This is a genomic window from Agromyces albus (assembly GCF_030815405.1).
Taxonomy (GTDB): Bacteria; Actinomycetota; Actinomycetes; order Actinomycetales; family Microbacteriaceae; genus Agromyces; species Agromyces albus_A.
In genome coordinates, this window is record NZ_JAUSWX010000001.1 from 2,115,174 (window position 1) to 2,133,327 (window position 18,154).

The following is an 18,154-nucleotide window of genomic DNA, read 5'->3' on the forward strand; positions in this document are numbered from 1 at the left end:
GTCTATCTCTCTTCTCTCTGCTGGTCGGTATCGGATGCGTCATCCGAACCGTTGTCTCGGGAAGCCGCGAACCCAGCGAGCGTCGACCATCGCGGGTCGACGTGCTCAGGGGTGACGAGTTCCGGATGATCGGCTAGCCGGAGCCCGGTCTCAGGGTCGAGACCCGGGCAGTCCGGCCGGCACACCGGCTGGAACGGCAGTGCCAGCACTACCGCATCTCGGATGAGTGATTCAAGATCCACGTGGTCGTCTTGAACCTCATACTCGAAAGCTTCTCCAGAATGATACGCGAAAAGCTCCTGGAACTCGACTTCGACGGGAAGGGCGATGTCGATGAGACACCGACCGCACTCTCCTTCGGCGATCGCGTCGACCTCGGCGGTCGCGAGAATGCCCTCGTGCACCGACTCGAGCCGCACATCGACGTCGAGCTCGGAGCCCGCGCGCACGGCGACGAGGCCCTCGCCCATCGGGTCGACGACGGCGACGGCGAGTCGCTGCTCGCGCATCTCACCCGGTCGGTTGAGGATGTCGCGCACGTTCAGTCGGAACGGTGAATGCTGAATGGCCACGATGGACGATTCTACGCGCCGGCGGGCGGGCGTTCGCCGAACGCCCTCCGTACCCGCGCGAAGAGCGATCGTGGCGCGAGCGCCGCCCGCAGGCGCTCTGCGGGCCCGGCATCGACTGCGAGCGCGGCCAGGGCGACCGAGAGCTCGTCGAGGAGCTCCTGCCCGGGTGTGCCGGCTCCGAGCTGCACCGGCCCGTAGCGCTCGCGCTCGACGGCATCGCGCAAGGCGATGAGGGCGGTTCGCGCCTCAGCTGCGGTGAACGCCTCACGCTCGCCGAGTCGAGCGGCCACGGCACGCGGCGTCTCGACCTCGGCGACGCCCGCCCCGAGATCGGCCGCGGTGGCGGTGAGCTCGTCCCACGCGGTATCCGCCGCCCAGTCCCCCGCTCGAATGCGTCGCCGTCGCGTCAGCCGCTGGCCGGCCCGGATCGCCGCAGGGATGAGCAGCAGCGCGATCACGACGAGCGTGAGCGACCCGCCGCGGATCCACCACGCGTTCGTGGCGAACGGATCGCTCGTGCCGCCCGCGAGTCCGCGATCGGCGTCGACGTCGGGACGATCCGACGCTCCGGGCGTGGCGGGGGCCGCGCTCTGCGTCGGCGTGTTCGTGCCCTCACCGGCGCCGGGCCGCGAGTACCCGGGCACGGTGCCCCGGCCGGGAGTCGGCTCGAACGGCACCCAGCCGACGCCCTCGAAGTAGAGCTCGGGCCACGAGTGGAGGTCATGCGTGTCGACCTCGACGCGTTGCACCCCGTTGACCCGATCGTCGGAAGGGGAGCCTTGCGTGTAGCCGATCGAGATGCGCGCCGGGATGCCGGACTCTCGCGCCAGGACCGCCATCGTGGCGGCGAACTGCACGCAGTACCCTGCGCGCACCTCGAGGAACTTCGCGATCACGTCGAATCCGCCGCCGTCGTAGCCCTCGGCGACCGGTGCCTCCGTGGAGTAGTCGAATTCGTTCGAGCGGAGGTGGGCCTGGATCGCCACGGCAGCGTCGTAGGGCGAGCCTGCGCCGGCGGTGACGGATGCCGCGGTCTCGCCGATGATCGCCGGGAGCTCGTCGGGCAGCTCGAGGAACGGTGCCAGCTCGTCGGGGAGTTCTCGCGATGCCGCTCGCAACTGCGCCGGCGTCGGGTCGATCTCGAGCCGGTTCACGCGGTATCGCTGGCCGGCGGTGTTCGTGTCGACGCTTCGAACCGTGAGCGAACCGTCATCCCAGAACCACGAACCGTCGAGTCCCTCGATGCTCGTCGCCGGATACGGCACCGGCAGCCACGTCGTGCGCACCTCGTCGACGACGACGTCGATGGGATGCTCCGACGTCTCGACAGCGCTCGAGAGGCCTTCGGGGCGCGGCATCGCGTCGACGGTGTTGTCGCCGTCGACTGCCTGCTCGGTCACGCCCCATACCTCGCCCTCGAAGCGGTCGAGCGTGAGCAGCGTGAAGTAGGGGCGGTCGCCGTCGCGTGCGAGGTAGTGGAAGGCCGGCCTCGGGGCGGGCCGGCGGAGGTCGCGACCGAGGTCGATGAACGGGCTCACGCCTCGGGCGAAGAGGGTGCCCTGCCCGGGTGTGCCGAGCAGGAGGCTCGTCGAGATACTCGGCGTCGACGCCGCGAGCAGCGAAGCCGTGAGGATGCCGACGGCGGCGAGCCCGAGCGTCGCGCCGAGGGTCGAGGCGATCGGCACGCGCTTCGGCGGAACGACCGTGGCGGCGTCGTCGTCGAGATCGCCCGCCGCGAGCCGTGCCCGCCGGCGCACTCGCACGTCGATGCGCAGGAGCAGGAGATACGCGGCGGCGGCGAGCACGAGCGTGGGCACCTCGGCGCCGGCCTCGATGATGAACCCGGGGATGAGGATCGGCACGAGAGCCGGTGCTGCCGCGAGGGCGGGCATCCGCACGGTCTGCACGAGGATGTCGACGAGGACCGCGAGGACGCCCACGCCGAAGGCGAGCGCGAACGTGAGCGCCGGCACGGGGATCGCGGGCACCGATTGCTGCTCGATCGTGCGCTGTGCGCCAGAGAGCAGCTGGGCGAACGTCTCGAACGTGCCCTGCGTCGGGATGATGAGCGCGATGCTCGACCCGGCGCTGAACACCAGGGTGAGCAACAGCAGCAGCACCACGAGCTCGAGCACCGGCACGAGAGCGGCCGTCGTGCGCATGGCACGCAGCCCCACGCCCGAGAAGAGCACGCCAGCGGCGATGAACGCACACAGCCACCACCAGCCGCTGCCCGCGATGAGCGGGCCGAGCGACATCGTGGCGACCACGAGGAAGAGGAAAGACGCCGTCGTCAGAGCGAGGCGCTGTGCGCGCGTGAGGGGCACCGGGTCAAGGTTCATCGGGCGTCACCGCCTCGGGGCGCGGCACGACGGCGCGCGATCGTGCGGCTCGCGCCGGAGCCTGATGTCGCGCGGGGAGCGCCGTGCCTGCCCAGGCGCCGGCGATCTCGGCCGGCCGGCGCACGCGCACGACACGCCAGTCGGCCTCCTCGAGGGCGTCGACGACACCCTGCGCGACGCTCTCGAGCACGAAGGCGATCGCCGGTTCGAATCGGGACCGCATGGCGATGAGCGAGCGAGCGTCCTGCTCGTCGGGATCGACGAGCACGACGACGCCGGGCATCCGCGCCTCTCGTGCTCGCGGGCGGGCCTCGGCGTCGGACGCGACCTCCACGGCGGCAGCCGATCCGAGCCGCGCCGGCCCCTCGAGCCGGGCGAGATCCTCGAGCAGTGCCCGGTCGCCGCCCGGCATGCGATAGCCGCCGGGCGATGCCGATGAGAGGACACCGCGCTCGGGGTCGGCGAGATGGTCGCAGCGCACTCGGTAGCCGCGCTCGAGCAGGTGCACCCCCACGGACGCGGCGATCTCGATGCCGAGCTCGTAGCCGGCATGCCCGCCGTCGTCGCGCTCACGCCGGAGCGAGGACGCCTTCGGCCGCCCGGCGAGCGTCGTGTCGAGGATGAGCCTCGCCTCGGGGTCGCCGCGCTGCTCCTCTTCACGCACCATGAGCTCGCCGCGGCGGGCGGTCGCCGCCCAGTTCACCCGCCGCAGCGGGTCGCCGTAGCGGTACTCCCGCGCGATGAGCTCGTCGGAGTTCGGGTGGGTGCGTCGCTGCAGGCCGTGCAGCACTCCGTCGACGCTCGCGGCGGTGCCGAGCGCGGCGTCGAGCGGCGTCACCCGGGGCGTCACCACGACCTCGTGCCCCGTGCCCACCTCACGGTCGATGCGCGCGAGTCCGAACGGATCGGCGATGCCGATGACGAGCGGACCGATCGAGAAGACCCCGCGCCGCGGCATCCTGAGCCGGTACTCGAGCCGCAACGTGTCATCGCCCGATGGAAGCACGCCCTCGTACGGGCCGACGGCCGGCAGGATCGCCTCGGCCGGGCCCTTGAGCCCGTCGGGCACGCGGTCGCGCCAGTGGGCGCCGTCGAACGTCCGCCGTGAGCGGTTCTTGACGATGAGCGCGACGCGAGTGGCGCCCCCCGCGCCCACGACGGGCGGAGCGAACATCCGCGTCACCGCGAGCCGCGGGGTGTGCAGCGCGACGAAGGCAACGGCGACGAGCGGCATCGCGATGCCGACGAACGCGAGCAGCAGGATGTCACGCAAGTCGAACCAGAGCGAGACGGCGAGCAGCAGCACTCCCACGACGACGAGCGTCGTGCCGCGCCGGCTGAGTCGAGGCCAGGCCTTGACGCGCGCGGAGCGGGAGCGGGACATGTCAGTTCCTTCGTGCGCTGCCGACCGGAACCGGCGTCTCCCCTACGATGCGACGCACGATTGCGTCGATGAGCGGCCCGCTGTCGCGGTCGTGGGAGCCGACGGCGCGGCTCGTCGGTACGAGGCGGTGTGCGAGCACCGGCACCGCGAGCGCGTCGACATCGTCGGGAAGCACGAAGTCGCGACCGTGCATGGCCGCGTGCGCCTTCGCCGCGCGCACGAGCTGGAGCGTGGCACGCGGGCTCGCGCCGAGCCGCAGCTGGCGGTCGGCGCGAGTGGCGCGGGCGAGCTCGACCGCGTACTCCTTGACGGGCTGCGACGTGAAGACGCGTTGCACCGCCTCGATCATGCCGCGGAGCTCGGCGATCGTGACGACGGATTCGAGTTTCTCGAGGGGACTTCCGGTCTCGCGCATGGCGAGCATCGCAAGCTCGTCGGCCGAGGCCGGGTAGCCCATCGAGATGCGGGCCATGAAGCGGTCGCGCTGGGCCTCGGGAAGCGGGTACGTGCCCTCCATCTCGACCGGGTTCTGGGTGGCGATGACCGTGAACGGCTGCTCGAGCCGGTAGGTGGTGCCGTCGGCCGTGACCTGGCGCTCCTCCATGCACTCGAGCAGGGCGGATTGCGTCTTCGGGCTCGCGCGATTGATCTCGTCGCCGATGACGATGTTGGCGAACACGGGCCCCTGCTTGTACTCGAATCGCCGGTTCGCCTGGTCGAAGACCGAGACCCCGGTGACGTCGCTCGGCAGCAGGTCGGGCGTGAACTGGATGCGGCTGACGGTGCAGTCGACGGAACGCGCGAGCGCCTTCGCGAGCATGGTCTTGCCCACGCCCGGCACGTCTTCGATGAGGAGGTGGCCCTCGGCGAGCAGCACGGTCAGCGACGCCGTGACGGCCTCACGCTTGCCGGCGATGACCGCCTCGACGTTCTGCACGATGCCGGCCGCGCGGGCGCCGACCTCGTCGATGCCCATGTCGGGCGTGGTGCCGCCGCCTGACTCCCCCAGTGTCACGGTCGCCTCGCTCACAACGTCATCGCCGCCTGCAGGTAGTCGGCGACCGCCGGTGGCACGAACGGAGTGACATCGCCGCCGAGCGCGGCGACCTGCCGCACGAGCGAGCTGGAGACGTGTGCGTTGCCGGGATCGGGCAGGAGGAACACGGTCTCGACCCCGGCGAGATGACGGTTGACGATCGCCATGGGCGTCTCGTAGGCGACGTCGACCTGCGAGCGGACGCCCTTCACGAGCACGGTCGCCCCGACGTCGGTGCAGTAGTCGACGAGGAGTCCCATGCTCCACGACGCGACGACGATGCGCCCTTCGATGCCCGCGTCGGCCACGGCGCGCTCGATGAGCGCGACGCGCTGGGCGATCGGCAGCAGGGCGGTCTTGTCGGGATTGTGCACGACGACGACGTGCAACTCGTCGTAGAGCCCGGCGGCCCGTGCGATGACATCGAGATGGCCGAGCGTGACGGGGTCGAATGAACCAGGAACGACGGCGATCCGCTGCATAGCGTCAAGCGTACTGCCCGCGCGGCGCGCCGGAAGGGCCGTGCGCGAGTCTCAGCCCTTGCTCAGGTAGCCGCTCGACTCGTCGTCGAGACGACGGCGCACCGCCGCCGCGAGCGCGGGATGCGCGGAGAGCCCCGGGTCGGCGGCGAGCACCTCCTCGGCGAGGTCGCGTGCGTCGGCGATGAGGTCGCCGTCGCGCGCCACCCGCAAGAGCTTGAGCGAGGAGCGTCCGCCCGACTGGGTCGCCCCGAGCACGTCTCCCTCCTGCCGCAACTCGAGGTCGACGCGAGCGAGTTCGAATCCGTCGAGCGTGGCGGCGACCGCCTCGACCCGCTGCCGGGCGAGCGAGCCGGCCTCGGCCGACGTCACGAGCAGGCACAGCCCCGGCACGCTCCCGCGCCCGACCCGGCCGCGCAACTGGTGCAGCTGCGATACGCCGAAGCGGTCGGCGTCGACGACGACCATCGCGCTCGCGTTCGGCACGTCGACGCCGACCTCGATGACGGTCGTCGCGACGAGCACGTCGAGCTCGCCCGCCGCGAAGGCCCGCATCGTGCGGTCCTTCTCGTCGGCGCTCATGCGGCCGTGCAACGGGGCCACGCGGGCGTCGGCGAATCGCGGATGCCCCGTGAGCTCGGCGAGCACCGAGGCGACGGATGCCGCAGGCCCCGAGACATCCGCGGCCTCGCCCTCCTCTGCCCCATCGTCTTCGGCGACGCGCGCCTCGATCGCGGGGCACACGACGAATCCCTGACGCCCCGCGGCGAGCTCTTCGGCGAGCCGCTCCCAGACCCGTGCCCGCCACCCCGGCCGGTCGGCGAGCGGCACGACGTGCGACTCGATGCCGGCGCGCCCGGCGGGCAGCTCGCGGATCGTCGAGACGTCGAGATCGCCGAACACGGTCATGGCGACCGTGCGCGGGATCGGGGTGGCCGTGAGCACGAGCACGTGCGGCGGACGCTGCCCCTTCAGGCGCAGTGCCTCGCGCTGCTCCACGCCGAACCGATGCTGCTCGTCGACGACGACGAGGCCGAGGTCGGCGAACGAGACGGCGTCGCCGATGAGGGCATGCGTGCCGATGACGATGCGCGACTGGCCGGCCGCGGCGCGCAGGAGCGCCTTCTTGCGATCGGCGACGGGCAGTTGTCCGGTGATGAGCGTCGGCATCAGCTCGGCCGACAGGTCTGGGCCCAACATCCGTGCGATCGAACGCAGGTGCTGGCCTGCGAGCACCTCGGTGGGTGCCAGGAGGGCCGATTGCCCGCCCGAGTCGGCGACGGCGAGCATTGCGCGCAAGGCGACGACGGTCTTGCCCGAGCCGACCTCGCCCTGCACGAGGCGGTTCATGGGCACCGGTTGCTCGAGATCGTCGGTGATCTCGGCACCGACCGCCTGCTGGTCTCCCGTCAGCGAGAACGGCAGGCTCGCGTCGAACCGCTCGAGCGAGCCGCCGGCCGACGGATGCCGCGCGGTCGTGGTGTGCCTGCGAAGCTCGGCGCGCCGCTCGAGGAGCGCCGTCTGCAGCACGAACGCCTCGGTGAATCGCAGCGTGCGGCGCGCCGCTTTCCAGTCGGACTCCCGCTCAGGCCGGTGGATCTGCTCGAGCGCACTGCGATGGGCGAGCAGGGAGCGACGCTCGCGCCCGTCGCCGGGCAGCGGATCATCGACGGGGCCGAGCCCGTCGAGGAGCAACGCGATCGACTTGGCGAGCTGCCAGCTCGCGAGCGTGCCTGTGGCCGGGTAGATCGGAATGGGCGCCTCGGCCCAGCGCTTCGCCGCGGCATCGCCGGCGGTGAGGGGCTCGGACTCGTCGAAGAGCTCGTAGTCGGGATGCGCGAGCTGGCGATTGCCCTTGTAGTCGCCGACCTTGCCGGCGAAGATGCCGCGGCGTCCGGGCCGCAAGTCGTTCTCCCGCCACTTCTGGTTGAAGAACGTGAGCGTGAGGATGCCGGTGCCGTCGGAGATCTTGGCCTCGAGGATCGATCCGCGGCGCTGGCGCATCTCGCGCACCCGCACCTCGAGCACCTCGGCGACGATCGTGACGTTCTCGTCGAGCGGGAGGCTGGCGAGCGCCGTGAGCTCGCCGCGGAGGGCGTAGCGCCTGGGGTAGTGCGCGAGCAGGTCTCCTACGGTCGCGTAGCCGAAAGCACGCTCGATCGCCTGCGCGGTGCGGCCGCCGAGCGCGCCCGAGAGCTTCGAGTCGAGCGTGTAGGAGCCGGGGGCAGGCGTCGCAGCGGCATCCGTGGTCGTACCGGTGCCGCTGCCGGTGCCAGTGCCCGTGCCACGCGCGCCGGTCGCACCTGCTTTCTCGGCCGTCATTCCTCGATCGTAGGCTCCGCCCCCGTCAGTTCGGCCAGCTCGGCCTGCACGTATGGGTCGTCAGGGCGTGCGCGCGCGAGTTCGCGCTGGATGTCGAGGGCCTCCTCGGCGCGATCGAGGGTTCGCAGGCACCTCGCAACCGACCAGCGCGCCACATGCTGCTGCTCGGCGGTGCCGTAGGCGTCGGCTGCCTCGACGGCCTGCTCGAAGTGACGCAGGGCGGCCTCGGCGCGACCCTCGTCGTGCAGGGTCCAGCCGAGGTTGTTGTGCAGTGCGACGCCCCAGCGGAGGGTGCGGGGATCGCGAGTGCCCTCGAGCACGTCGAATCCCTCGGCCGCCCACTCCTCCTCGTGCCCGGCGTCGTTGAGCGCGAGCATGTGCAGCGCGTCGAGCACGAGGAACGTCGAGCCGGCGAGGGCGGCCTGGCGCACGCCGCGCGTGAGCTCGGGCACGGCGTCGGCCGGGTTGCCCGAGGTCGCTGCGAGCCGGCCCCGCTCGATCGCCACGCGAGCCCTGAGCTCCGCGACATTCGTCTCGGGCTCGCCGGGAGAGCCGTCGAGGACGACGGAGTCGAGCACGGCGAGCGCCTCGGCCGTCTTGCCCTGGATGCCCAGCGCACGCGCGAGCTGAGTGGCCATCACGCTGCGGACATGAGCGGGGTGGTCGTCGTCGTCGGACGCCTCACGGAACCGCTCCTCGCTCGCGGCCGGGTCGCTGAAGTCCCACATGCGGTCGAGCATGAGTTGTTCTGCGGCCCGGTGCCGGGACGGTTCGGCGGGCACTTGGTCGGTCGAGTCATCCACCCCTCCATCATGGCAGCGCCGGACGGTCGACGTTATGCTGCCGGAAGCATGACCCGCATCATCGCCGGATTCGCCGGCTCACTCACCCTCGCCGTGCCCAGATCGGGCACGCGTCCGACGAGCGACCGGGTGCGTGAGGCGATCTTCTCCGCGCTCGAGGCGCGAGATGTGCTCGAGGGCGCATGCGTGTTCGACCTGTACGCGGGCTCGGGTGCGCTCGGGCTCGAGGCCGCGAGCCGCGGAGCGGTCGACGTCGTGCTCGTCGAGCGCGCGAAACCCGCCGCCGACGTGTGCCGGCGCAACGCCGATGCCGTGCTCAGGGCCGCGCGCGGTCGCCGGCTGCGCATCCGGGTCGTGCCGCGTCCGGTGGCCGCCTACCTCGAGAGCGCCGCGGCCGGTGTCGACGTCGTCTTCATCGACCCGCCCTACGACCTCGCCGACGGGGCGCTCTCGCGCGATCTCGAGCTGCTCGTGCCGCTGCTCACCCCCGATGCGATCGTCATGGTCGAGCGCAGCTCACGCTCCCCCGAGCCGGCCTGGCCCGACGGCATCACGCTCGACCGGCGCCGCGACTACGGCGAGACGACCCTCTGGTGGGCGAGCCGCACCGACGAGGCCGACGACGCTGATGGCGGGAAGTCCGCGGACTGACCGCCTCAGCCCGCTCGGCCGTCCCAGCCCGAGTACGGATCCCATCCGTCGGCACCGACGGCGCGGCCATCGACCCGCAGCTCCCCCGGCGCCTCGATGACGCGACCGATCACCTCGAAGGGCGCCGGCACGTCGGCTCCCCGAGGGAAGGTGGCGAGCAGCCCGTGGTCTTCGGCCCCCGCGAGCGCGAGTCGCGGATCTGGGCCGAGCGCCGTGGCGTCGAAATCGAGGCCGACGCCGCTCGCCTCGGCGATCCGCCGGGCGTCGCGGGCAAGGCCGTCGGAGACGTCGAGCATCGACGTCGCCCCCGCGAGGGCCGCGATGACGCCCGCGGAGACCGGGGGCTCGGGGGCGAGCTGCGCCCGCACGAGCTCCGGATGCCGCTCCCGCACGCCGCGCGTCGCGAGCCGGTCGGGCTCTCCTGAGGCATCCGTCGCCTCGGCGAAGAGGAGCGCGAGTCCGCGCGCCGCTGCGCCGCGAGCGCCAGCGTGCGCGACGACGTCGCCCACCCGTGCGCCCGACCGCAGCACGGGGGCACGACCGTCGAGGTCGCCGAACGCCGTGACCGCGATCGTGAGCACCGGCGACGCCGAGAGGTCGCCGCCGACAACACCCGCCCCGGGCGCCATGGCCGCGAGGCCTTCCCTGAGCCCATCGGCGATGCCCTCGAGCACCGACACCCCGGTCGTGGGCGGTGCAGCGATCGCGACGACGAGCGCCGTCGGGCGAGCACCCATCGCCGCGACATCCGTGAGATTGGTCGCGGCGGCCTTCCAGCCGAGCTCGAACGGCGTCGACCAGGCCAACCGGAAGTCGGGGCCGTGCACCATGAGGTCGGTTGTGACGACGAATCGGCCATCGGCCGCCGCGACCACGGCGGCGTCGTCGCCGGCTCCGAGGATCGCCGCGTCGCCCGGGCGCAATCGTGGGAGGATGCGCGCGAGCACCGCCGACTCGCCGAGCTCTCCGACCGTCGGGCCGGTGCGTGGGGCGTCCGTCGGGGCAGGATTCTCCATGCCCTCACGGTAGCCTGAACAGGATGCCTCACCCACTCGTGCCCGCGCCTCGCCGCGCCCGCATCCGCGTGCCGGCCGCGGGCATCGCAGCCCTCGCGGGAGCGCTCATCCTCGCCGGGTGCACCCAGGCGGTGCCCTTCGAGGCGGCGCCCGACGCGAGCGATCCCGATTGCGCGGCGGTCGTCGTTCGACTGCCCGACGTCGTCGCCGATCTGCCGGAACGCGAGACCGACGCCCAGGGCACGGGAGCCTGGGGAACACCGGCCTCCGTGCTGCTGAGGTGCGGCGTGCCGTCGCCCGGCCCCACGACCCTGCGCTGCGTGAACGTCGACGGCGTCGATTGGATCATCGACGAGTCCGACGCTCCCCGCTTCCTCTTCACGACCTACGGGCGCACGCCCGCCGTGGAGGTGCTCGTCGACAACGACGTCGTCTCGGGCACGACGGCGATCTCCGACCTCTCGTCGGCGGTCTCGGTCATCCCGGCCGAGCGTGCGTGCACCTCGGCCGACGATGCCGGCTAACGGATGCCGCGAGTGCGGCCGACCTCGATGAGCTCGGTGATGAGCTCGGGGTAGTCGAGCCCCGAATTGAGCCAGCATGTCGGGAACATCGAGATCGGGGTGAAGCCCGGCATCGTGTTGATCTCGTTGACGACGAACCCCTCACCCGTGAGGAACACGTCGACGCGCGCGAGGCCCTCCGCCCCGATGGCCTCGAACGCCCGACGTGCGATGCGCTGCAGTTCGAAGAGCTCGCCGTCGCCGAGGTCGGCGGGGCAGATGAGCTCGACGCCGGGTGCGTCGAGGTACTTCGCCTCGAAGTCGTAGAACTCGCGCCCGGAGACGACCACCTCGCCGGCGACGCTCACGCGTGCGCCCTCGCCGTCGCGACCCTCGAGCACACCGCACTCGATCTCGCGTCCGACGACGGCCGCCTCGATGAGCACCGTGCGGTCCTCGGCGAACGCCACGTCGAGGGCGGCCTCGAGCTCGGTCCACTCGCCGACCTTCGTGACCCCGACCGAGGAACCCGCGCGCGCCGGCTTGACGAAGACCGGCAGGCCCAACGCGTGGGTGCGGCGCGTCCAGAGCTCGGGATCGGCCTCGAGCGCCGCGCGCGTCACCGTCACCCAGGGCGCGACCGCGATGCCTGCGCCCTCGAGCACCGTCTTCGTGAAGTGCTTGTCCATGCCGATCGCCGACGCGAGCACTCCGTTGCCGACGTACGGAAGCCCGAGGAGCTCGATCATGCCCTGGATCGTGCCGTCTTCGCCGAACCGCCCGTGCAGGATCGGGAATACGAGGTCGATGTCGCCGAGCGACGACACCGCGCCATCGGCGACGACAGTGAGCTCACGGGACGCCGAGCTCTCGGGCCAGCGCACTCGGGTGCCGTTGTCGGCGACCTCGGGGAGGTGCTCCGGGTCGAGGCCGAAGCGCTCGGGGTCATCCGTCTCGAGCACGAACGCACCCTCGCGGGTGATGCCGACCGGGATCACCTCATAACGGTCACGGTCGATCGCCCGCAGCACTCCGCCCGCCGTGGCGCAACTGATCGAGTGTTCGCTTGAGCGCCCGCCGAAGAGCAGAATCACCCTGAGCTTGTCCATCCAATGTCCTTTCGCCCTGCGGCTCGTCGTCGGTCGTGAGGTGCGGCGCGATGTCCTTCGGATCGAGCGTGCCGGCGAGCACCTGTCGCACCTGCTCGACGATGGGCATCTCCACGCCCTTCGCCCGCGCGAGCTCGAGGACCGGCCCGACCGACGCGAGCCCCTCGGTGGTCTGCTGCATCTGCTTCACGACGTCGTTGAGGTGATACCCCTGGCCCAGGAGGCGCCCCGCGGTGTTGTTGCGCGAGAGTGGCGACTGGCTCGTCGCGATGAGGTCGCCGAGTCCGGCGAGCCCCGAGAGTGTTTCGGGGTGCGCCCCGTAGGCGACCGCGAAGTCGGTCATCTCGACGAGTCCGCGCGTGATGATCGACGCCTTCGTGTTCTCGCCGTAGCCGACCCCGTCGACGATGCCGATCGCCACCGCGATCAGATTCTTCAGCACCCCGCCGAACTCGGTGCCGATGACGTCGGTGTTCACGAACGAGCGGAAGTAGCGGTTGGTCGCGAGGGATGCCACGGCCTGGGCGGTCTCGAGGCTCGTCGAGGAGACGACCGCCGCCGTGGGCTGTTCCTTCGCGATCTCGAGCGCGAGGTTCGGCCCGGAGATCACCGCGATCTGGGAGGGATCGATCGTGAGCACCTCGGCGATGACCTCGCTCATGCGCAGGCCGGTGCCCTTCTCGACGCCCTTCATGAGCGACACGACGATCGCCTCGGCGTGCAGGTGCGGGCCGATGACCTTGAGATTCTCCCGGAGCGATTGGCTCGGCACCGACACGAACACCTGCTCGGCGCCCGCGAGGGCGAGATCGAGCCGGGAGGTCGACCTGAGCCCGAGCGGAAGGTTCACCCCCGGGAGGTAGTCGCTGTTGCGTTTGGCCTCCTGGATCTCGCGTGCGAGCTCCGGCCGTCGGGCCCAGAGCACGACATCGGCGCCGCCGTCGGCGAGGATCTTCGCGAAGGTCGTGCCCCAGCTTCCGGCGCCGAGCACGGCGACGCGTTTGCCCGGGCCGCGACGGGCGTTGGTTCTACCCTTCAAAGCGACCGGTCTCCTTCTGCGAGTGTGCGCTCGGGTTCCAGCGTTCGGCTGGAGCGGGTTCGCCGCGCAACTCGGCGAGGAGGCCGGCGATCGCTTCCATGAGCTCGCTCGTGGCCTTGATGAGCGTCGCCTGGTCGAGCGGCTTGCCGCGATACGCACTGAGGTCGAGCGGCTCGCCGATCGCGACGGCGATGGTCTTGCGGGGGAAGAGGCTGAGCTTCTTGCCATAACGCGGCATGAGCGCCTGCGTGCCCCAGTGCGCGGCGGGGATGATCGGGATGTCGCGTTCGAGCGCGATGCGCACGGCACCGGTCTTGCCGCGCATCGGCCAGAGCCCGGGATCACGTGTGAGCGAGCCCTCGGGGTAGACGACGACCATGCGGCCCTTCTCGACGAGCTCCTCGGCTGCACGGAGCGCGGCATGGCTCTTGCTGCCGGCGCGATCGACGGGGATCTGGCCCGACTTCCGCAGCAGCCAGCCGGCCACCGGCACCTTGAAGAGGGAGGCCTTCGCGAGGAATCGCGGCGCTCGCCCGAGCTTCCAGCTCACCATGCCCATGACCACCGGGTCGATCTCGCTGTAGTGATTGGGCGCCAGTACGAACGCACCCGACTGCGGCATCCGCTCGGGGTGGTGGAACCGGAAGCGGATGGCGAGGTTCATCACCGGCAGGACCAACCCGGCGAGCACCCAGAAGACGGAGGGGCGGCGGGTCTCCGAACGTGGCTTCGCAGGAGCGTCGGGAGACGAGTCGTCGTGTGGCACTCCCCCATTATCCTTCGAGTTCGAAATCCGCCCCGAGCAACTCGAGCTTCGTGATGAAGTCCTCGTAGCCGCGCGCGATGATGCCGACGTTCGACACGGTCGATCGACCCTCGGCCGTGAGCGCTGCGATGAGGTGGCTGAATCCGCCGCGGAGGTCGGGCACCTCGATGTCGGCGCCGACGAGCGCCGTGGGGCCCGAGATGACCGCGGAGTGCTTGAAGTTGCGCTGGCCGAAGCGGCACGGACGACCGCCGAGGCACTCCTTGTGCACCTCGATCGACGCGCCCATCTCAACGAGCGCGTCGACGAAGCCGAATCGCTGCTCGTAGACGGTCTCGTGCACGATCGAGACACCCTTCGCCTTCGTGAGGGCGATCACGAGCGGCTGCTGCCAGTCGGTCATGAAGCCCGGGTGCACGTCGGTCTCGATGATGACGGGCTTCAGCTCACCGCCGGGGTGGAAGAAGCGAATGCCGTCTTCCTGGATCTCGAAGTCGCCGCCGACCTTGCGGAACACGTTCAGGAACGTGAGCATCTCGGCCTGGCGCGCGCCGCCCACGAAGATGTCGCCCTCGGTCGCGAGCGCGGCAGCCGCCCAGCTGGCCGCCTCGTTCCGGTCGAAGAGCGCACGATGCGTGTAGCCGTCGAGCTTGTCGACGCCCTCGATGCGGATGACGCGATCGGTGTCGACCGTGATGATCGCACCCATCTTCTGGAGGATGTTGATGAGATCCATGATCTCGGGCTCGATCGCAGCGCCCGACAGCTCGGTGATGCCGTCGGCGAGCACCGCCGTGAGCAGCACCTGCTCGGTCGCGCCCACGCTCGGGTACGGCAGCGACACCTTGGCGCCGTGCAGCCCGTTGGGTGCCGACATCCGGATGCCGCTCGGGAGCTTCTCGACGATGGCGCCGAAGTTGCGCAGCACCTCGAGGTGGTAGTCGATGGGGCGGTCGCCGATGCGGCAACCGCCGAGGTCGGGGATGAACGCCTCACCGAGGCGGTGCAGGAGCGGCCCGCAGAAGAGGATCGGGATGCGGCTCGACCCCGCGTGCGCGTCGATGTCGGCCATGTGCGCCGTCTCGACCGCCGACGGGTCGAGGATGAGCTCACCCTCGTCGACGCCGTGCGTGACCGTGACGCCGTGCACCTCGAGGAGGCCCCGCACGATGCGCACGTCACTGATGTTCGGCACGTCTTTCAGCACGCTTGGGGTGTCGCCGAGGATGGCCGCGACCATCGCCTTCGTGACGAGGTTCTTGGCGCCCTTCAACTCGATGCGACCACGGAGCGGTTTGCCGCCGTTGATCGTGATCTTGTCGACGTTCAACCCGACTGCCGTTCCGTGGTTCTTTGCGTCCTGCCCGAGCGTGTTCACAGACTCCCTGATTCCGCCGGCTCCCGGATGGGGAGCGTTTTCGGCCGCCAGGCCTCCCGATGTGATTCGAACTCGGCGATGGCGTTCTCATCACGCAGGGTGAGACCGATGTCGTCGAGCCCCTCGAGAAGCCTCCACCGAGTGTAGTCGTCGATGTCGAACGGCACGGTGAGCGCACCCGCGCCCACCGTACGCTCAACCAGATCGACGGTCACGGCTATTCCCGGCTCCGCCTCGATCGCCTCCCAGAGGCGCTCGATGTCTTCGTACGCGACCTGCGCGGCGACGAGGCCCTGCTTGCCCGCGTTGCCGCGGAAGATGTCGCCGAAGCGCGAGCTGATCACGACGTCGAAGCCGTAGTCGCGCAGCGCCCAGACGGCGTGCTCTCGACTGGATCCGGTGCCGAAGTCGGGTCCCGCGATGAGGATGCGAGCACCCGCGTACTCGGGACGGTTGAGCACGAACTGGGGATCCTGGCGCCACGCGAAGAAGAGGGCGTCCTCGAATCCGGTCTTCGTGACCCGCTTCAGGAAGACGGCGGGGATGATCTGGTCGGTGTCGACGTTGGAGCGGCGCAGCGGCACCGCGGTGCCCGTGACGGTGGTGATCTTGTCCATGGTCAGTTGCCCTCCGACCGGCTCGCGGCCTCGAGATCCCACGGACCCGAGAGCGTGCCCCTGATCGCGGTGGCCGCGGCGACGAGCGGCGACACCAGGTGCGTGCGGCCGCCCTTGCCCTGCCGGCCCTCGAAGTTCCGGTTGGAGGTCGACGCGCACCGCTCGCCGGGAGCCAGCTGGTCGGGATTCATGCCGAGGCACATCGAGCAGCCCGCGAAGCGCCACTCGGCGCCGAACTCGGTGATGACCTTGTCGAGGCCCTCGGCCTCGGCCTCGAGCCGCACGCGAGCGGAGCCCGGCACGACCATGACGCGCACGCCGTCGGCCTTGTGCTTGCCCTTGATGATCGAGGCGAAGGCCCGGAGGTCTTCGATGCGGCTGTTCGTGCACGAGCCCATGAACACGGCATCGACGCGGATGTCTTTCAGCGGCGTTCCGGGCGCGAGGTCCATGTACTCGAGGGCGCGCTCGGCGGCGGCGCGCTCGTGCTGGTCGACGATGGTCGCCGGGTCGGGCACGGCCTCGCTGAGCGAGACGCCCTGGCCGGGATTCGTGCCCCACGTGACGAACGGCTCGAGGGTGTCGGCATCGATGAAGACCTCGGCGTCGAACTGCGCTCCGTCGTCGGTCGCGAGGGTCTCCCAGTACTCGACGGCGGCGTCCCAGTCGGCGCCCTCGGGTGCATGGGCACGGCCCTTGAGGTACTCGTAGGTCGTGGCATCCGGAGCCACCATTCCTGCGCGAGCACCCGCCTCGATCGACATGTTGCAGATCGTCATGCGGCCGTCCATCGAGAGTGCGCGGATGGCACTGCCGCGGTATTCGAGCACGTAGCCCTGCCCGCCGCCAGTGCCGATCTTGGCGATCACGGCGAGGATGATGTCTTTCGCTGTCACGCCAGGGCGGAGCGACCCCTCGACATTGATTGCCATCGTCTTGAACGGCTTCAGCGGAAGGGTCTGCGTGGCGAGCACGTGCTCGACCTCGCTCGTACCGATGCCGAACGCCATTGCTCCGAACGCCCCATGCGTCGACGTGTGCGAGTCGCCGCACACGACCGTGATGCCGGGCTGGGTGAGGCCGAGTTGCGGGCCCACGACGTGCACGATGCCCTGCTCGACGTCGCCGAGCGAGTGCAGCCGGATGCCGAACTCGGCGGCGTTGCGCCGCAGGGTCTCGATCTGGGTGCGGCTCGTCGGGTCGGCGATGGGCTTGTCGATCGCGAGGGTCGGCGTGTTGTGGTCTTCGGTCGCGATCGTCAGGTCGGGGCGACGCACCGGGCGGCCGGCGAGCCGGAGGCCGTCGAAGGCCTGCGGGCTCGTGACCTCGTGCACGAGGTGCAGGTCGATGTAGATGAGGTCGGGAGTGCCGGCCTCGCCCTTCTTCACGAGATGGGCTTCCCAGACCTTCTCGGCCAGGGTACGCGGGCGCTCGCCCGTCGGGATCGTGGTGGTCATGCGTTCGTCTTCCTCAGAATCAGTGTCAGCCGTCGACGGACTCCGCGGCGGGGAAGGCCTAGAACGAGGCCCCGCCGCGGCACCGAAGAAGTCGTGGAGCGCGCACGCTCACAGATTACACCGTGTCCCTGTGCAGACGATCCACGTGAAGCTCGAAGTCACCGAGGAGGAACGAGGCTCCCGGTGGAACGACGGCGGGCATCCCGGGGGCGAGCTCGTGCAGTTCGACGTCGGCCGTTCGAATGCGCACGCCATTGGTCGAATGGAGATCGGTGACCGACACCCCGTCGGGGGCCGCCTCGACGAGCGCATGGGTCTTCGAGACCGATCGTGCCGGATCGACGATGGGAACACCCTTCGCATCGGCGTGCGGCGGCGCGGCGACCGGGTCGCGACCGAGCACGAGTCGCCCCTCGACGACGAGTTCGAAGCCTCGCTCGCCGGTGAGGCGCCATGGACCCGGTGCCGGCGCCGCGTTCGCGGCGGAGGGCGTCGGGGCAGGCCCGGGCATCGGGAGCACCGGCGGCATCGACGAGGGCGGCGCGAGGTGCGGCGCGGTCGGCACGAATGACGGCAGCGCGCGCCCGGGAACCACTTGGACCGTGCGTTCGGGCTCGGTGTTCTCGGGCGCGTTCGGAATCAGCCCCGGAGGGGGGACGATGAAGTCGGGCGCAGCCACG

Annotated in this window: 17 protein-coding genes; 2 read left to right on the top strand and 15 right to left on the bottom strand. The window is 70.7% G+C overall.

Going from position 1 to position 18,154, the window contains the following annotated elements; all coding sequences use genetic code 11:
- Positions 1 to 2: 2 nt before the first annotated feature.
- The 7 genes from QFZ29_RS09920 to QFZ29_RS09950 all read right to left on the bottom strand — a co-directional run bounded on the left by QFZ29_RS09920 (position 3) and on the right by QFZ29_RS09950 (position 8,938).
- Positions 3 to 509, bottom strand: a complete 507-nt coding sequence (locus QFZ29_RS09920) for a YceD family protein (protein WP_129522327.1) — start codon at positions 507 to 509, stop codon at positions 3 to 5.
- A 74-nt stretch (positions 510 to 583) separates the two neighbouring features.
- Positions 584 to 2,914, bottom strand: coding sequence for a transglutaminase family protein (locus tag QFZ29_RS09925; protein WP_306893959.1), 2,331 nt, complete (start codon positions 2,912 to 2,914; stop codon positions 584 to 586).
- The gene (locus tag QFZ29_RS09930) at positions 2,904 to 4,298 is read right to left on the bottom strand and encodes a DUF58 domain-containing protein (protein ID WP_306893960.1); all 1,395 of its coding nucleotides are present in this window, start codon (positions 4,296 to 4,298) and stop codon (positions 2,904 to 2,906) included. Before QFZ29_RS09930 ends, QFZ29_RS09925 begins: the two co-directional genes overlap by 11 nt.
- 1 nt (position 4,299) lies before the next feature.
- Complete coding sequence (locus QFZ29_RS09935) at positions 4,300 to 5,274, bottom strand: AAA family ATPase (RefSeq protein ID WP_129522326.1); 975 nt, start codon at positions 5,272 to 5,274, stop codon at positions 4,300 to 4,302.
- A gap of 50 nt (positions 5,275 to 5,324) precedes the next feature.
- On the bottom strand, positions 5,325 to 5,816 hold the full coding sequence (gene coaD / locus QFZ29_RS09940; protein WP_129522313.1) for a pantetheine-phosphate adenylyltransferase: 492 nt from the start codon (positions 5,814 to 5,816) through the stop codon (positions 5,325 to 5,327).
- A gap of 51 nt (positions 5,817 to 5,867) precedes the next feature.
- A complete protein-coding gene (locus QFZ29_RS09945) occupies positions 5,868 to 8,135 on the bottom strand; it encodes an ATP-dependent DNA helicase RecG (protein WP_306893961.1) in 2,268 nt (755 codons plus the stop codon).
- Positions 8,132 to 8,938, bottom strand: a complete 807-nt coding sequence (locus tag QFZ29_RS09950) for a hypothetical protein (protein WP_306893962.1) — start codon at positions 8,936 to 8,938, stop codon at positions 8,132 to 8,134. The genes QFZ29_RS09945 and QFZ29_RS09950 overlap by 4 nt, the downstream gene beginning before the upstream one ends.
- A gap of 48 nt (positions 8,939 to 8,986) precedes the next feature.
- Between QFZ29_RS09950 and QFZ29_RS09955 the strand changes: the two genes are divergently transcribed.
- Positions 8,987 to 9,589 carry an RsmD family RNA methyltransferase gene (locus tag QFZ29_RS09955; protein ID WP_306893963.1) on the top strand — a complete coding sequence of 201 codons (603 nt, stop codon included), beginning with the start codon at positions 8,987 to 8,989 and terminating at the stop codon, positions 9,587 to 9,589.
- A gap of 5 nt (positions 9,590 to 9,594) precedes the next feature.
- Here QFZ29_RS09955 and thiL read toward each other — a convergent pair whose 3' ends face one another.
- The gene (gene thiL, locus QFZ29_RS09960) at positions 9,595 to 10,605 is read right to left on the bottom strand and encodes a thiamine-phosphate kinase (protein ID WP_306893964.1); all 1,011 of its coding nucleotides are present in this window, start codon (positions 10,603 to 10,605) and stop codon (positions 9,595 to 9,597) included.
- 23 nt (positions 10,606 to 10,628) lie between these two features.
- On the opposite strand from thiL, the gene QFZ29_RS09965 reads away from it, so the two are divergent.
- A complete protein-coding gene (locus QFZ29_RS09965) occupies positions 10,629 to 11,129 on the top strand; it encodes a DUF3515 domain-containing protein (RefSeq protein ID WP_306893965.1) in 501 nt (166 codons plus the stop codon).
- Here QFZ29_RS09965 and QFZ29_RS09970 read toward each other — a convergent pair.
- The 7 genes from QFZ29_RS09970 to QFZ29_RS10000 form a co-directional block, all read right to left on the bottom strand.
- Entirely contained in the window at positions 11,126 to 12,217 is a 1,092-nt protein-coding gene (locus tag QFZ29_RS09970; protein ID WP_306893966.1) for a D-alanine--D-alanine ligase family protein, read from the bottom strand. The genes QFZ29_RS09965 and QFZ29_RS09970 overlap by 4 nt on opposite strands.
- Positions 12,117 to 13,256, bottom strand: coding sequence for an NAD(P)H-dependent glycerol-3-phosphate dehydrogenase (locus QFZ29_RS09975; protein ID WP_306893967.1), 1,140 nt, complete (start codon positions 13,254 to 13,256; stop codon positions 12,117 to 12,119). The genes QFZ29_RS09970 and QFZ29_RS09975 overlap by 101 nt, the downstream gene beginning before the upstream one ends.
- Entirely contained in the window at positions 13,246 to 14,022 is a 777-nt protein-coding gene (locus QFZ29_RS09980; protein ID WP_306893968.1) for a lysophospholipid acyltransferase family protein, read from the bottom strand. Before QFZ29_RS09980 ends, QFZ29_RS09975 begins: the two co-directional genes overlap by 11 nt.
- A gap of 7 nt (positions 14,023 to 14,029) precedes the next feature.
- Positions 14,030 to 15,400: a UDP-N-acetylglucosamine 1-carboxyvinyltransferase gene (gene murA, locus QFZ29_RS09985; protein WP_306893969.1), complete on the bottom strand. Its 1,371-nt coding sequence runs from the start codon at positions 15,398 to 15,400 to the stop codon at positions 14,030 to 14,032.
- A complete protein-coding gene (gene leuD / locus QFZ29_RS09990) occupies positions 15,397 to 16,017 on the bottom strand; it encodes a 3-isopropylmalate dehydratase small subunit (protein ID WP_306893970.1) in 621 nt (206 codons plus the stop codon). Before leuD ends, murA begins: the two co-directional genes overlap by 4 nt.
- A 2-nt stretch (positions 16,018 to 16,019) precedes the next feature.
- Positions 16,020 to 17,474 (bottom strand): 3-isopropylmalate dehydratase large subunit, encoded by a 1,455-nt coding sequence (gene leuC / locus QFZ29_RS09995; protein WP_306893971.1) that lies wholly within the window; start codon positions 17,472 to 17,474, stop codon positions 16,020 to 16,022.
- A gap of 115 nt (positions 17,475 to 17,589) precedes the next feature.
- Positions 17,590 to 18,153 (bottom strand): FHA domain-containing protein, encoded by a 564-nt coding sequence (locus QFZ29_RS10000; RefSeq protein WP_306893972.1) that lies wholly within the window; start codon positions 18,151 to 18,153, stop codon positions 17,590 to 17,592.
- Position 18,154: the final 1 nt, after the last annotated feature.